Annotated in this window: 16 protein-coding genes; 4 read left to right on the forward strand and 12 right to left on the reverse strand. The window is 36.3% G+C overall.

Annotated elements, in window-relative coordinates:
- Nucleotides 1-115 precede the first annotated feature (115 nt).
- From Y7E_RS0118275 to Y7E_RS0118315, 9 genes are all read right to left on the reverse strand, one after another.
- Nucleotides 116-370: a cyclic-phosphate processing receiver domain-containing protein gene (locus Y7E_RS0118275; protein ID WP_017152708.1), complete on the reverse strand. Its 255-nt coding sequence runs from the start codon at nt 368-370 to the stop codon at nt 116-118.
- A 15-nt stretch (nt 371-385) separates the two neighbouring features.
- Nucleotides 386-1,108, reverse strand: coding sequence for a prepilin peptidase (locus Y7E_RS0118280; protein ID WP_017152709.1), 723 nt, complete (start codon nt 1,106-1,108; stop codon nt 386-388).
- A 113-nt stretch (nt 1,109-1,221) separates the two neighbouring features.
- Entirely contained in the window at nt 1,222-1,932 is a 711-nt protein-coding gene (locus Y7E_RS0118285) for a LutC/YkgG family protein (RefSeq protein ID WP_017152710.1), read from the reverse strand.
- Nucleotides 1,932-3,353, reverse strand: a complete 1,422-nt coding sequence (locus Y7E_RS0118290; RefSeq protein ID WP_017152711.1) for a LutB/LldF family L-lactate oxidation iron-sulfur protein — start codon at nt 3,351-3,353, stop codon at nt 1,932-1,934. Before Y7E_RS0118290 ends, Y7E_RS0118285 begins: the two co-directional genes overlap by 1 nt.
- Before the next feature lie 16 nt (nt 3,354-3,369).
- On the reverse strand, nt 3,370-4,089 hold the full coding sequence (locus Y7E_RS0118295; RefSeq protein WP_017152712.1) for a (Fe-S)-binding protein: 720 nt from the start codon (nt 4,087-4,089) through the stop codon (nt 3,370-3,372).
- A 173-nt stretch (nt 4,090-4,262) separates the two neighbouring features.
- Nucleotides 4,263-4,952 carry a FadR/GntR family transcriptional regulator gene (locus Y7E_RS0118300; RefSeq protein WP_272942955.1) on the reverse strand — a complete coding sequence of 230 codons (690 nt, stop codon included), beginning with the start codon at nt 4,950-4,952 and terminating at the stop codon, nt 4,263-4,265.
- Nucleotides 4,953-5,214: 262 nt separating this feature from the next.
- Nucleotides 5,215-6,615, reverse strand: coding sequence for a sensor histidine kinase (locus Y7E_RS0118305; protein ID WP_017152714.1), 1,401 nt, complete (start codon nt 6,613-6,615; stop codon nt 5,215-5,217).
- 1 nt (nt 6,616) lies between these two features.
- Complete coding sequence (locus tag Y7E_RS0118310; protein WP_017152715.1) at nt 6,617-7,291, reverse strand: response regulator transcription factor; 675 nt, start codon at nt 7,289-7,291, stop codon at nt 6,617-6,619.
- Entirely contained in the window at nt 7,288-8,259 is a 972-nt protein-coding gene (locus Y7E_RS0118315; protein WP_017152716.1) for a YncE family protein, read from the reverse strand. Before Y7E_RS0118315 ends, Y7E_RS0118310 begins: the two co-directional genes overlap by 4 nt.
- Nucleotides 8,260-8,496: 237 nt before the next feature.
- Between Y7E_RS0118315 and Y7E_RS0118320 the strand changes: the two genes are divergently transcribed.
- The 4 genes from Y7E_RS0118320 (at nt 8,497) to Y7E_RS0118335 (ending at nt 13,815) form a co-directional block, all read left to right on the forward strand.
- Nucleotides 8,497-9,612 (forward strand): CdaR family transcriptional regulator, encoded by a 1,116-nt coding sequence (locus tag Y7E_RS0118320; protein ID WP_017152717.1) that lies wholly within the window; start codon nt 8,497-8,499, stop codon nt 9,610-9,612.
- 188 nt (nt 9,613-9,800) lie between these two features.
- Nucleotides 9,801-11,213, forward strand: coding sequence for a glycolate oxidase subunit GlcD (gene glcD / locus Y7E_RS0118325; protein ID WP_017152718.1), 1,413 nt, complete (start codon nt 9,801-9,803; stop codon nt 11,211-11,213).
- Nucleotides 11,210-12,538, forward strand: a complete 1,329-nt coding sequence (locus tag Y7E_RS0118330) for a (Fe-S)-binding protein (RefSeq protein ID WP_017152719.1) — start codon at nt 11,210-11,212, stop codon at nt 12,536-12,538. The genes glcD and Y7E_RS0118330 overlap by 4 nt, the downstream gene beginning before the upstream one ends.
- Before the next feature lie 458 nt (nt 12,539-12,996).
- Nucleotides 12,997-13,815 (forward strand): CAP domain-containing protein, encoded by an 819-nt coding sequence (locus tag Y7E_RS0118335; protein WP_017152720.1) that lies wholly within the window; start codon nt 12,997-12,999, stop codon nt 13,813-13,815.
- Nucleotides 13,816-14,007: 192 nt separating this feature from the next.
- Here Y7E_RS0118335 and Y7E_RS0118340 read toward each other — a convergent pair whose 3' ends face one another.
- The 3 genes from Y7E_RS0118340 to Y7E_RS0118350 all read right to left on the reverse strand — a co-directional run bounded on the left by Y7E_RS0118340 (nt 14,008) and on the right by Y7E_RS0118350 (nt 16,144).
- Nucleotides 14,008-14,613: a DUF1648 domain-containing protein gene (locus Y7E_RS0118340; RefSeq protein WP_017152721.1), complete on the reverse strand. Its 606-nt coding sequence runs from the start codon at nt 14,611-14,613 to the stop codon at nt 14,008-14,010.
- Between the two features lie 90 nt (nt 14,614-14,703).
- Nucleotides 14,704-15,627: an RluA family pseudouridine synthase gene (locus Y7E_RS0118345; protein ID WP_017152722.1), complete on the reverse strand. Its 924-nt coding sequence runs from the start codon at nt 15,625-15,627 to the stop codon at nt 14,704-14,706.
- A 100-nt stretch (nt 15,628-15,727) separates the two neighbouring features.
- The gene (locus Y7E_RS0118350) at nt 15,728-16,144 is read right to left on the reverse strand and encodes a hypothetical protein (protein WP_017152723.1); all 417 of its coding nucleotides are present in this window, start codon (nt 16,142-16,144) and stop codon (nt 15,728-15,730) included.
- Nucleotides 16,145-16,290 lie beyond the last annotated feature (146 nt).

A 16,290-nucleotide genomic window follows, 5' to 3' on the forward strand; every position in this document is an offset into this window, starting at 1 on the left:
CCACCTCAAAATTCAATGAGAGCAAAGAAGTTAGGTGGAGGATCAACTGCACGTAAAAGCCCGATTGGTTCAACTAATAATCAGTAGGGGATGAAGCTCCCTACTGATTAAAGTTTCACTTTATCCGCTCTAACATGTACTGCATACCAATTGAATCATTTGTATGTAGATGAATTTCCTGTACGTAAAGACCTTCCGTGCAAAAAATTCCCAAAAAATCCAAACCACTTTTCTGACGCCATCCCATATTATAATCAAGAGATAAGATACTCACATCATAGTCTCTAACAATTTTGACAGCATCTTCTACCGTTGTTACTAAAACATAACCGAATGGACAAGGTCTTTGATCATCCATATACACGTTCATCCTCTACCTCTCCTTTTACTCCAAATATATCATAACCAAATAACAGACTGTTCCAAGTGCAATAAACGGTCCAAATGGCAATGGTTGCCTGGATGTAATACGCTTTAATAACATGCCAATTCCTAAAAAACAAAGGCCTAAACTAGAAGCAAAGCAAAGCGCAATAAAGATTGCTTTCGCCCCTATTATAAATCCAAGCAATGAAAGTAATTTCACATCGCCTCCTCCTAGTCCATTCGGAAATATGATTTGAGCGAGATATAACACAATAAATATCGTTACTCCACCGATCAAGCCATCCCACCAAGGAACAAGTGAAATAAAAATACGTTCTATTATAAATAAACAAGCAAAATAGAGTAAAATCACATCTGGAATCAACATATAGAATAAATCTGTCATTGTAATAATAATGAGTAAAGAAAGTAACGTCCATATAAGAATTAGTTCTTTTTCCATTCCAATCACACACGCAGAAAAAAGAAATGTTCCTCCTGTTATCCCCTCAAACAATGTATAAGTAAAGGGGATTTTCATTTTACAATGATTGCATCGACCTCTTTGCAAACAAAACGAAATAATTGGAATAAGTTCTTTTAGCCTTAGCGTACGGCGACAATAGTGACAATAAGAACGCGGGGCAATAATGGATTGTCCAATCGGAATACGCACGGCTACAACTGTATAAAAAGAACCAAGCACCGTTCCTATTAAAAAAGCATATAAATAAAATGTCATACCACCCTCTCCTTTCCTCAAAAAATATAGCAAAAAGAGCGCGGTACTTCCATTTCACATTATCTTTGTTCTAATAAAAAAGCAGGCCATTTCTTAGCCTGCTTTTCTCCATTTTACACTACAAAATAATATGCTTTTAAAGGTCCATGTACACCTACAACAAGATTCATTTCAATATCAGCTGAGTTACTTGGTCCCGTAATGAAGTTAATACAAGATGCTACTGCTTCTCCATTCTCTACACACGTATTCATATCCTGAACCGCTTGTGTAATACGTGGAACAAGGGTTTCACGCGGTATAATAGCAAAGTATACAGTAGGTAGGAAATGTAAAGAACGCCCTTGTCCTTTATGACTTTGCACGACAATCGTTCCCGATTCTGCTAACGTATAATCACTAAATGCAATACCGATATTTGCTTTTTCAGCTAAGTGAATATTTTCTTCTTTTTTCTCTGGATCCCAAGTGTTTACCTCAACATTTTGGCTCGGAAGCTCTGTAGAAAATAAAGAGTTCAAACCGTACGTATTAAAACGTTCGTCCTTCGATAATAAAATAGGCCCGCCACCGTTTTCAGCAATTACTTTTTGAATGGCTGTACTCAGTTCATCCTTTGTCGTTTCAATTACAGTCGTATGAATGTTCGTACACTGTTTCTTAAATACCTCTAGCAATTCTTCCTCTGAATAATCTTTCAACGTTTCTAAGTTTACATTATTTTTCCAAGTGGGACGCTGCACCCCTTCTGTTTTACGTGCACGCCCAAGTTCTTTGGCAATATTCTCTAAAAAGGAATCACGGTTTTGAATTGTACCTGTCATCAGTCGTTCCCGCCTTTCTTATGATCTTTATACCAATCACGGAATCTTTCCTTACTTGGAGCTGGAAACTCACGAATATCCGTCCAGTTTTTCAGCGGTCCTACACCCTTCGTTACACGATTACCAGATGTAAATGGACTCATAGCAGTCGGAGCAATTTTTGATCCCATTTTATATAAAGATGCGGAAGACGCACCCATACTAAACATCTTCATTGCTAATTTTTCTGCAAGCGGTGCGCGTCCTTCTTTCTCAACAATGACCTGGCGATGTTTTAATAACAAGTCATGTAATGGAATTTTTACTGGACAAGCTTCTGTACATGCTCCGCATAAACTAGAAGCATATGGAAGCTCTTTATAATCGTCATAGCCACCTAAAAGTGGTGTTAATACTGCTCCAATTGGACCAGAATAGATTGATCCATAAGAATGACCACCAACATGACGATATACAGGACATACGTTTACACAAGCTGCACAGCGAATACATTGCAACACTTGACGGAATTCAGAACCTAAAATTGTAGAACGTCCATTATCAACAACAACTAGATGGAATTCTTCTGGCCCATCTACTTCCTCTTGCTGAATTGGTCCTGCTACCGTTACATAACTTGTTAATTTTTGACCAACCGCACTGCGGCATAGTAAACCTACAAGAACATCTAGTTCTTCCATAGTTGGAACCATACGTTCCATACCCATTACTGCAATTTGTGTTTTTGGAATAGACATAACAAGATCAGCATTCCCTTCGTTTGTTACTAAACAAAGAGAACCTGTATTTGCAACTGCGAAGTTACATCCCGTTACCCCAATTTCAGCATCCATAAATTTTTCACGAAGTTGTTTACGAACAAACTTTGTCATTTCATATGGATCATCAGAATTTTCATACCCAAGCTTTTCTTTAAATACATCACGAATTTGAGTTCTGTTTTTATGAAGTGCTGGTGCGATGATATGAGATGGTGGATCGTTATCCACTTGTAAAATGTACTCACCTAGGTCACTCTCCAGCACCTCACAACCTATTTCTTCAAGCGCATGGTTCATACTAATTTCTTCCGTTACCATCGACTTTGATTTCACAACTTTTTTAGCTTGCTTCTTTTTCGCTACTTCTTGAATGTACTGTGCTGCTTCTTCTTTCGTTTTCGCAAAGAAAACATGTCCGCCTCTTTTAGATACATTTTCACTCAGTTGCATTAAATAGTAGTCTAGGTTTTCTAACGTATGCTGGCGAATTTGTTCACCAAGTTCACGCCACTCTTCCCAGTTTCCTAATTCATCGGCTGCTTTTAATCGATTTGTATATAAACGCGTTTGTGCAGAAGATACTGCACCGCGCATAAATGAATCTTGAATTCCATCGCCAACGCGATCATTAAATTTTTTCTCACTGATTTTCATAGACATAGCTTATGTTCCCCCTTCATGAGCGACTATTCAATACCTCAGCAATATGCATAACTTTTACTTTTTTATCTAAGCGCTCAATACGTCCGCCAATGTTTAACAAACACCCACAGTCAGCACCAATTAAATAATCAGCACCTGTTTCCATCACGCTATCTACCTTTTCATCAACCATTTGCTCAGAGATTGGTGTCATTTTAACTGAAAACGTTCCCCCAAAACCGCAACAATTTTGTACGTTTGGTAATTCTTTTACAGTTAATCCTTTTACATTCGATAGTAAAATCCCTGGTGCTTCTTTTACTCCTAGCAAACGTGTCATATGACAAGATTTGTGAACAGTCGCTATTCCTTCTAAGCTAGCTCCAACATCTGTAACTTTTAACACATCTACAATAAATTGTGTTAATTCATATGTTTTATCTGCCACTTTTTGTGCACGCGGTGCCCATTTTGGGTCATCTTTAAAAACGTGTGGATACTCATGAAACATTGTCGCACAAGAACCAGATGGTGTAACGATATATTCTGCATCTTCAAAAGTTTCAATCATATGTTTCATCGCTTCTTTTGCTGCTTCTACATGACCGCTATTATAAGCTGGTTGTCCGCAGCAAACTTGAGCTTCTGGAAATTCAATTTCACAACCTAAATGCTCCAACAATTCAACCGTTGCTTTACCGACGTTTGTTTCAAACATATCGACTAAACAAGTAACAAACAAAGTAACTTTCATAATTATGATTCCCCCTCATTACTACTTCGCCAACAATCATATGGTCATCAGATGACTTAACCGAAAGAAGAAGCTAGGCATAACCAATTCTGCCTGATCCTCCCTTTCTAAAAGAAAACGCTTACCTAATCTTTCTCTATTTTATCAGAAAAATGAAATTTCGAAAGATTAAATCATGAATTTATATCTTGTCTACCTGTGACAATATGTTCTACATTTGTTAAATGATTTAGCATTGCTTGCTGTGCCAATTCTACATCTTGCTCCAATACCGCATCATAAATAGATTGATGCTCTTCTAAAAGTCGTTCTGCTGTCGTTTGTTCACCATATAAAATAATGCGTCTTGACTCACCAATCGTCTCAGCAATCATTTCCGAAACATGATTCATAAGTTCGAGTAAGATGTTATTATGTGAAGACTCTGCAATCCCCATATGAAAATGAAAATCCGCTTTTTCACCAGCTTTTTCATCTCCAATACTCTTTGCCATTTCATCTAACCAATGCTTCATATTTTGTAAATTATCTTCCGTACGCTTTGCTGCAGCTGCTCGAACTGCCCCCACTTCAAGCACTTTTCGTACTTCTAATAAATTTAAAATATCTTCCTTCCTCATTAACAACGTATTATTTAACGATTTTGTTAATGCTGAAGAGTCGAAGTTCTTCACATATGTCCCTTCTCCTTGTTTCATTTCAATTAAGCCCATTGCTCGCAAAGCACTCAGCGCTTCGCGAACTGCAGATCTGCCAACTTGAAACTGCTCAGCTAATTGGTGAACAGGAAGAAGTTTGTCACCAGGTTTTAACGTACCATTTTTAATCATTGTTAAAATGGCTTCAGATACCTCTTCGTAAATTTTTTTCGGTTTAATAGATTTGTATTCCAGTTAAATCACCTCAGTATCATCCAAACAACAATTAAAACGATTTATAAGAACATAGCATCCATACCTATTTTAGAACGAATTGGTAAGAAGTACAAATGTTTTGTTCATAAAATCGTCAAATTTTTGCTATATGGAGGGAATTAATGGTTTTAATTACCATTATTAGACCGTATCTGGTTTTTCCACCTGTATTACAGCCTTCTCTCTAAAAAAGAAGAAGCATGCTTTAAGACTAAAACATGCTTCCTTCTTCATTTATATGTAACTTTATTATAATTGTTGTTCCATTTCCCTTTTCACTTTTCACTTGCCATTCTCCATCATGAATATGCACAATTTGTTTTACAATCGCAAGTCCCAGCCCTGTACCACCATGCTGACGACTTCGAGCTTTATCTACCCGATAAAATCGCTCGCCAAGCTGCTCTAAATGCTCAGCATCAATACCAATTCCCGTATCCTTTATTCTCAATTCACACTGCCTATCTGTTTTCTTCAATTGTATAGAAATGTTGCCATTTTGATTTGTATAACGAATAGCATTATCTAACAAGTTATGAAGCACTTGTTGCATTCGATCTTCATCAATCATTACAATAATGTCTGGATCAAGATCCGTTGAAATACGCAGTTGTTTCTCTGTACATTTCAATTCGTATGTTTCAAGCACATCTTCAATGAGCTGTGCAAATACAATTGGTTGTTTCTTTAATGGAAAATGCTCTCCTTCCAGCTGCGCTAGGTCTAACAAATCGTGCACAAGCCGCTGCATACGCCCCGCTTCTTTATGGATAAGCTGCGTAAATTTCGATTGCTGTTGTCCCTTTGCTACACCATCTAAAATCGCTTCACTATACCCCTTAATATAACTAAGTGGCGTCCGAAGTTCATGCGAAACATTCGCTAAAAATTCCTTTCGTTTTGCATCTTCAGTCTCCAATGAAGTTGCCATTTTGTTAAACGCTTTACCTAGACGACCAATTTCATCTTCAGATGAAATTGTAATACGCTCAGAAAAATCTCCTGTCGCCATATGATTTGCAACTCGTTCCATTTGTGAAAGCGGCTTTGTAATTGCAATAATAATTTTTCGACCAATCCATATTGTAAGCAAAATCATAACGAAAGCTAACGGAGCTAAAATAAGTCCCATATCATAGATTAAATCTTTAATACTCTTTAATAGAATATATGAGTACACAATCCCAACTAACTTCTTGCCTTCTAAAACAGGAATGACAACTCCCATAATATTACGATGAAAATGTTCTTCATATCCAACCTTCGTAACTGTTTTTCCATCCAACAATGTTTGTCTATCACTCTCACTAATAAGAGAATGATGATGTACATCAAAAGGCAAACAAGCACTTAAATCACGCGGATTGCTCACAAAAAGTACATCCGCAATCGAGATACGATCAAATGCCTGGACTTTCTCCTCAAATACTGATACACCTTCATGTTTGTTATATTGTGATACGAGTCGTTTCCCTTCCATCACTAATGAGTCTTCGATATTTTGAACATATAACTTTTCATATGAATATAAGGACACGAAATAAAGAAAAGAAACTGTTACACATACTGCACATACCACCGTAAGCCAAAGCTTTTGTACCATCGTAAACATGTTACACCTCAAATTTATAACCTACACCCCAAACTGTTTGAATGTAGTTTCCGCTTTCTCCAAGTTTTAAACGCATCGTTTTCACATGTGTATCTACCGTTCTCGTACTTCCTGCATAATCATATCCCCATACTTTTTCAAGTAGTTGCTCACGGCTAAATACTTGTCCATTATGCCCGCAAAGAAAATACAGTAAATCAAACTCTTTTACCGTAAGGGAGATTGTCTCACCGTTTGTCTCAATTTTCCTGCTTTTTTCATTGATTCGGATTGGACCAAATTGAAGCTCTTCTTGTTGTTCTTCTTGCTTTGTATATCTTCTTAATACAGCTTCCATACGAGCGATGAGTTCTCCAGGGCTAAACGGCTTCACAATATAATCGTCCGCCCCAATTCGTAAGCCATTGACGCGGTTCCATTCTTCGCCTTTTGCTGTTAAAAAAATAATCGGTACATCAGATGTCTTTCGAATTTCTTTACAGACTGAAATTCCATCTATCTCTGGCATCATAATATCTAAAATGACAAAATCGTAATGATTTATTTCTAACATATGTAGGGCATCTTTTCCATTCTCTGCTTCTCCCCACTCATATCCGAAATTATCTAAATACATGCCAACAAGTTGTCTCATATCACTTTCATCATCTACAAGTAATACTTTATATTTGTTCATTTCTCTCTCCCTTCTCGCTGCGTGAGTTGAAATGGTCCCTTTCCAACTGCAATCGTTTGTTTTATTTTCATATTCTGTATATCAATTACATACACTTCATCACTATCATAACTTGCCACATAACCTTCTTTTCCACTTTTCAAGAAAGCAAACGGATTGGACCCTACTTCAATTGCTCCTACTTCTTGATAAGTGTGAGCATCAAACTTTCTAAGCATATTTGATCCATGACTTAAAGCATACATAAATCGTTTATCACCTGAAATACTAACTGGCATAAATGGTGCATGTAAGGAACGGACCATCTCTCCATTACTTAATGAATAAACTAAAACTTTCTCATTCACTTGCTTTCCATCACCATGTCCACCAATCCATATCTCCTTACCATCAGTGCTGACCATGGCCCCAGTTGATGCTGGTGGTACCATAAAAGAGTGTATAACTTTCTTTTTCTCTAAATCGATTGTAGATAGCTGCGTGTCATAAAAATTTAATACATGTAACTGTTTATCATTCTGCACCATCGTTAACGGACCTTTCCCTACAGAAACACTGCCTGTCTCTTCTCCATTTATCGTAAAGAATCGTACTTTCTGTTCATTTTGATCGGCCATAAACAATTGTTTTCCATCATTTGCTACGATGACATTCGTAATTCCTTTTCCTGTCTTCCATTTGTTCACTTGGTTTCCTTCTGTTAACGAGTATATATATGCATATTCTAACTGCTTACCATATACAACCATGTCTTCCCCACTTGGAAGTAGCGTGATTCCTGTAATCGGTTCTTTTAATTCCCATGTTGTTAATATCTTTTTCGATTTTTCATCAATAAAACTAACGCTACCTTCTTTAATATTTGTCGTTATGATGATACTTTTATTTTTAGCAATTGGTGTATATGAATTACCTTGACATCCTGCTAACAGAACAAAAAAACATAGAAGAAAAAAGTATTTCTTCAAAAGATTCCCTCCATCTTTAGATGATTTCGTTATAATTGTAAAATAGCAAATATTTGTGAAGAAATTGTGAAATCTTCCTATCTTAATAAAGTGAAACTTTAATCAGCGGGGGATTTTCTTCATCTCCACTGATTATTAGCCTCATCTAACATTAAGGTGAGAGTCTTACTGCCCACGAATAGCGGAGTAAAACTACATATATAATGTACAACAAATAGAAATAGAGGTGTGCAAATTATGCTTTTTCCCGATTTAGCCAACAAAATTGTCCGCGAAGTTCGAAGGCTAATTACCGAAAATATTATCATTATTGATATACAAGGTACGATTATCGCTAGCACAGATGCGGCACGAATTGGACAATTTCACGAAGGTGCCCTTCTCTGTGCGAAAGAAAAGAAAACGGTCCTTATTACGAAAGAAGATGAACGATATTTACAAGGAGTAAAAGCAGGAGTGAATCTGCCCCTCCTTTTCCATGATGAAGTAATTGGTGTTATTGGTATTACTGGTGAACCCGAGAATATTTCGCAATACGGAGAAATATTACGAAAAATGACCGAATTATTAATTCATGAAAATTATTTTTTAGAACAACTAGAACTAGAGCAACGTTCATATGAAGCTTTTGTTTTTGACTGGTTACAAAGCAATGATTGGTCTCCTAGTTTTCTTGATCGCGCAAAGACACTCGGTATTGATTTACATAAGAAAAAGCAACTTATTTTATTTTCATTTGATCAAGATGATACGATGCTACAGCGCAAAATTTGGCAGCATATGCGTAACTTATTAGCTAAAGAGGAACTATTTGTACGCTGGGGAAATGACCGTTTTATACTATTTACAGCAATGGAAACAAAGAAAAGAACGTTTCAATTTTTAAAGAAATTAAAACAAGATTGCGAATCCTTATTTCCGATTACACTATATATTGGTATCGGACAAACTGTCATGCCAAATAAAATGCGTGTATCATACGAACAGGCATTGCGTGCCCTTTCGGTAGCCTTTGAAACGAAGGGTATTATATTTAATGAAGATTTACGTTTAGAAATGTGTTTACAAGATATTACTGCTGAAACTCGTGAAGAATTTCTTCAACGCACTATTTACAGTTTGCTGCCTGCAACTGAACTCATGCAAACACTGCGCTTATTTATCGATCATAATCAATCCTATAAACAAACAGCAGAAATGTTACACATTCATATTAATACATTACATTACAGACTTAAAAAAATAGAAGATTATACAGAACTCGACCCAAAACAATTTAAAGATTTAATTATTTTATACTTCGCCCTTCTTTTATTAGATAATCATACAAAAAAAGATAGTAAAACCAATTAATCTTCAGTTAATTATACATAGAAAGAAATCCCCTACTTTTTTATGATTATAATGAAAACACTGTTACAACGTGTATATTCTTATTTTCTTACTATCAGTAAATATTTAGTAACACACCACTGAATGATGAAATGAGTCAAACTCTTATGAATAGGATAAACAAGTGAACAGTTTGAGGGGGATTTTTAATGTTAGAACAACATATTATTGATTCATTCGTATCTATTGTTGGCAAAGATAATGTAGATACGTCCAACATGGGACGTTTAACGTATAGTTACGATGCAACTCCAAATTTCCAAGCAATGCCCGATGCGGTTGTCGCACCACGCAATACGGACGAAGTAGCTGAAATATTAAAAGTATGTAATGCTCATAAAGTTCCAGTTTACGTTCGTGGCTCTGGAACAAACCTTTGCGCAGGAACATGTCCACTTGAAGGCGGAGTTGTTTTGATCTTCCGCCATATGAATCATATTTTAGAAATAGATGAAGAAAACTTAACAATTACCGTGCAAGCCGGTGTCATTACGCTTGATATTATTAAAGCTGTCGAAGAAAAAGGACTATTTTATCCACCAGACCCAAGCTCAATGAAAATTTCTACTATCGGTGGGAATATCAATGAAAATTCCGGCGGCTTACGTGGCTTAAAATACGGTGTAACACGAGATTATGTGATGGGCCTTGAGATTGTCTTGCCAAATGGTGATATCATTCGTACAGGTGGTAAATTAGCAAAAGATGTAGCTGGCTATGATTTAACTCGTCTATTCATCGGCTCTGAAGGCACACTTGGTGTTGTAACAGAAGCCATTTTAAAACTTGTTCCAATGCCTGAAACAAAGAAAACAATGCTTGCATTATATCAAGATATTAATGAAGCTGCTCGTGCTGTATCAGCAATTATTTCCAATAAAGTCATTCCAGCAACACTTGAATTTTTAGATCAGCCAACTATTGAAGTAGTAGAAGAATTTGCACAAATTGGTTTACCAACAGATGTAAAAGCAATTCTCCTAATCGAACAAGACGGTTCTCCTGAAGTTGTTAACCGCGATATTGAAAAAATGGCTGAAGTTTGTCGTTCTATGCATGCGGTTGATGTTCGTGTTGCAAAGGACGAAACTGAAGCAGATGCACTTCGCACAGCACGCCGCAGCGCACTCTCTGCTTTAGCAAGACTGAAACCTACTACAATTTTAGAAGATGCTACTGTACCACGTTCTCAAATTGCTCCTATGGTTGAAGCAATTAATGCCATCGCTAAAAAATATGATATTTCTATTTGTACATTTGGGCATGCTGGTGATGGAAACTTACATCCAACATGTATGACCGATGCTCGTAATGCAGAAGAAATGCACCGTGCTGAACAAGCCTTTGCAGAAATCTTCGAAAAAGCAATTGAACTTGGTGGTACCATTACAGGTGAACACGGCGTTGGTGCCATGAAAGCCCCTTATTTAGAGTTGAAATTAGGAAAAGAAGGCATCGCTGCTATGAAAGGTATTAAGCAAGCTTTCGATCCACATAACATTATGAATCCTGGAAAAATGTTTGCCAAGGACTCTCGTAAAAGAGTGGTGGTAGAAAAATGACAACATTAAATAAGGAAAAGATTCAAAAAGAATTTAAAGAACGTCTGAATGAAGATGAATTATTAAATTGTATGCGATGTGGGTTTTGTCTGCCAACTTGTCCTACCTATATTCAATCTGGATATAAAGAGTCTCATTCTCCCCGCGGTCGTATCGCTTTAATGAAGGGCGTTGTTGACGGCTTAATTGAACCGGATGAAGATGTTGAAAACACATTAAATGTTTGTCTTGGCTGCCGCGCTTGTGAACCTGTTTGTCCATCTGGCGTAAACTACGGACATTTATTAGAAGAGGCACGGGATATTATTAATCAAAATAAAAAATTCTCTATGCCAGTCAAAGCTGTTCGCAAAATTGTATTTGAAGGGTTATTCCCTCATCAAAATCGCATGCGAACATTAACAGGACTAATCGGTTTTTACCAGCGCTCTGGCTTACAAACGTTAACACATAAAACAGGCATTATGAAGTTATTCCCTGACACACTTGCAACAATGGATCTCGTCTTACCAAAAATACCGAAGATGAAAGAAATGAAAAACCGTCCTGAGTTTTTACCAGCTGAAACAACAAAGAAAAAGCGTGTTGCTTTCTTTACTGGTTGTTTAATGGACACTATGTTTTTGGAAACAAATAATGCTACAATGAAGCTCCTTCAGCTTGCTGGCTGTGATATTGTGATTCCAAAAGAACAAAGTTGTTGCGGGGCACTGCATGGTCATGCTGGAGAAAAAAGCGGCGCAAAAGAGCTTGCAAAACGAAACATCCAAGCCTTTGAAGATTTGAAAATTGATTATATTATTACAAACGCCGGTGGTTGCGGCGCGTATCTCGTAGATTATGACTACTTATTAAAAGATGACCCTGAATGGGCAGAACGCGCAAAACAATTTGTCGCGAAAATAAAAGATATCACTGCTATTTTAGTAGAATTAAATTTTCATAAACGAACTGATTTACGTCTTTCCCCGCAAATTATTACGTATCAAGATTCTTGTCACTTACGTAATGTTATGCGGACATCTTCTCAGCCACGTATGCTGCTGCAAGCCATTCAAGGTGTGACATATCGTGAAATGAAAGAAGCAGATCGTTGCTGTGGTTCTGCTGGTATTTACAATATTGTACACTCTGAATTATCCATGGAATTCTTGGACTACAAAATGGAGCGTGTTCATGAAACAGATGCAACAACCATTGTCACTGCAAATCCAGGGTGCTTACTACAAATGAAACTCGGCATTGAACGGGAAAAACTTTCCCATAAAATGAGAGGCATTCATATTGTAGATCTATTATTAGAAGCAGTTGAATCGAAATCGTAATATATGTAACAATGTGAAAACGGCTATCTCCTTCTTCTATGTAAAGAGATAGCCGTTTTTTTATTCGCTACAAGATTAAAAATATGTTACCGTCTGTAAAAAAAGAACAACAAAAAGATTACAGTTTCGTAAAAAATCATCCATTATATTCCTCAAAAAAAGATAGAAACCCTTGATATGAATGATTTCTATCTTTCTTTAATAGGTAATTATAACCAAAACAACCCTTTAATAAGCAAGGCAGAAAATGCTGAAATTTCCTTTTACAATCTAGTTTCCTCTCATTCTACCTCATATTTAAATCTAGGATAAAATAGGAAATTTTATAGTCTATGTATTTTTTTCCATCTTTTTTCCGTCAATTTGTATGCTACGATGAATTTGTCAGTCAGACAGGCTGTCAAAAATAAATCTGTGTGAGAACAGTTAAAAAACTTTTACATAGGGGGACACATCTCATGAAAAAACGTGTTTTATTATCTGTAGCAGCAGCAACTGCATTTACATTCGGAGCATCTACTCTTAATGCAGAAGCATCAACAGTACAACCATCTACAATAAAGGTTCAAAATGTTCAGCAAGCTAAAGTCTTTATGCAACATATGAATCAACAAGAATTACAATCTTTCTTACAATCTATGGGAATTCAATCTCTAGCACAATGGAATCAAGTACAAGGCCAACAAGGTAACTGCTTCATTCCTGGTCAGCAACCAACTGTACCTACAGAGACAGCTAAACCAGAAACTACGAAACCTGTAGAGCAAAAACCAGCTGAAAACAAGCCTACTGAAGAAACTGCTAAACCAGAAGCACAAAAACCAGCTGAAAACAACAATAACAACAACGAAACACAAAAACCGGCTGAAAATAAGCCTGCTGAAGAATCAAAAGGTTCTTTAAGCGAATTTGAACAACGCGTTGTTGAATTAACAAACGCTGAGCGTACAAAACAAGGCTTACCAGCATTAAAAGTTGACGCTGAATTAAGTAAAGTTGCACGCGCTAAATCTGAAGATATGCAAAAAAATAACTACTTCGATCATAATAGCCCAACATACGGATCTCCATTCGATATGATGAAGAAGTTTGGTATTTCTTATAAATCTGCAGGTGAAAATATCGCACAAGGCCAACGTACACCAGAAGAAGTTGTACAAGCTTGGATGAATAGTGAAGGTCACCGTGCAAATATTTTAAATAACGGTTATACTCACATCGGTGTTGGCCATGTAGAAAATGGAAACTACTGGACACAACAATTTATTACGAAGTAAGTATATAAATCAAAACCTTTCTTTTTAGGCGGGAAAGAGCATCCGACCTTGGATAGAAGCGATCAGGCCATGTGAAACCAAAAGTAGACAATGAGTGCAGGTCTCCTTTTGGTTTTCATAGCCATGACTTATATGTTGGAACGTCAAAATAGATTTACATAAAAGGAGTCTCCTGTTATGGAAGACTCCTTTTTATGTTTCATAATTTTCTAGTATATATGAATACAAAATACAAAACATAAAAGAGATAGCTCCAAAACTAATTACACCAATTAGTAGATAAAATCCCCATTGTAGTTTCAGGAACAAACAAATTAATATGATAAGTGACATGTATTGAAAAATACGCTGACTAAACAAGCGTATTTTCTGTAACACAATCGGCTCCTCTTCTTTTTTTCTTCCTTTTTTAAATCCTTTACTAACCATAAAAAGAAACGCACTAATTCCTATTATAAGACCAGTTTGAAATGGTATATCTATTCCAGTGCCAATAGCAAGAATAAGCATATGAATAAATAATAAAAATAGAGATACATTCTCTTTAAATCTCATCGCAATATTGTGGTCGTTCTCATTAAACTTATATACGTAATGTGAAATTATATACAACAGACCATGAAAAAAAATTATAAGACAAGGAATAAATAACGCAACAACTTGTTTCCTTGCATATTCATTCGGTTCACCATTGTGATTCCAGTGCACCGCTAGATAATTCGGTAAATATGGATATAGAAACAACGTAAATAGAAAGCAAGCAAAAAATATACCTATAATATATTTATATCTTACCAAGTAATCTTCACCTCTCTTTTCTATTTACGGCTTCGATTTCCACAAAAAATTTCCTGCATAAAATATATTTCTCAACTAAACAGAAAAACTTTACTTGTTCGACATTTTAAAAGATTCCATGATGTTATTTAAATGATTAGGAAGTGGCACCTCTACTGTTATCTCTTCTTTTGTAATTGGGTGTAAAAAAGCAATCCGCATAGCATGTAAAGCTTGACTTGACATATATGTAGCTTGCCCACCATATAACATATCACCAATTAGCGGATGGCCACTATGACTCATATGAACACGAATTTGATGTGTTCTTCCTGTCTCTAATTGTAATGTTACAAGCGTTACATCTTGATTCTTAAAATATTTCTCTACTCGGTAATGCGTTACCGCTTGATCACCTTTTAAAGAAACGCGGCGTCTTGTTGCATGATGTCGATCTCTTCCAATCGCTGCATCAATCACTCCTTGCTTCTTTTTCACTTTCCCTTCCACCAATGCTAAATATGTTCTCTTAATTTTACGCTCCATTAATAACCGATCCATAATAGCACCTGCTATCCCATGTTTCGCAAATACAACACCACCCGTTGTGTCTTTATCTAATCGATGAACATGACGTACTTTCGTCTCTACACCTTGCATTTGTAAATGAAAAGCAACGAGGTTCGCAAGTGTTCCTGTTTCATCTTTGCTAGAAGGATGCGTATCCATATGCGCAGGTTTATTTACAATTAATACATGATCGTCTTCAAATATCACTTCTAAATCACCGAACTCCGGCTGAACACCATACTCTTCCTGGATAAACATATGAACTTGCAGTTTATCCCCTTCTTGTAAAGATTCACTCCATCGTTTTCGTTCTCCATTGACAATAATACCTTTTTCCATACGAAGCCTGTGTAATAGTTTTTTTGGGACGCCCCATTCTTCTTTTAGCAAAGAATCAATGCTGATACCGCTCCATTTAGCAGGAACCGTAATTTCGCACCATTCTCCCTTTCTTTTCATTTCCATGCTTGATCCACCTTATTTCTATTTATTCTACTATTGTAACGGAAATTGATTCATTATGCATTGTTTAACGCAAAAGACAGTCCACATAATAGACTGCCTTCTAAGCACGTAATTTCTTAATTTCTTGTAACGTTTCTTCTGCTTTTTGCTCATAAGATAAATCTTTAAAGAAGTCTGCTAATCGCTTATAGTCGTTGTAAGCATCCAATAAATCATCTATCGTTTCTTCCTTAGAAACTTGTGGCTTTGCTTTCATTTTCACTGGGTATCGATAACCAGACATCTCATGTATTTTATAATATTCTTCCTCCACTTGAATTACTTTCACAAGTTCCTCTTCTTCAGCATCCATTGTATACCCATCAAATTCCCTCAGTAATTCGTAAATAATATGAGTCCATTCATCTTTTGGATAAAACCCTTTTTCTAGCCTATAGCCGACAATGCGATACATGTGCCCATCATTTTCTGCAAACTGTACAGTATCATTTAACTTAAATTTAAAATAGCGAAACATTGTCTTCACCTGCTTTTATATGTATTGTTCTTACCACATACTATTTGCAAAAAGAGGGTAATGCTATTCATAAAAAAGCACTCATCTATAAGCGAAACTGCTAAAAAACTTTTCTTTTTGGGAGAGAGAAGAGATCCGCTTTTATG

Origin of the sequence: Bacillus bingmayongensis (assembly GCF_000299035.1) — a bacterium.
GTDB classification, from domain to species: Bacteria; Bacillota; Bacilli; order Bacillales; family Bacillaceae_G; genus Bacillus_A; species Bacillus_A bingmayongensis.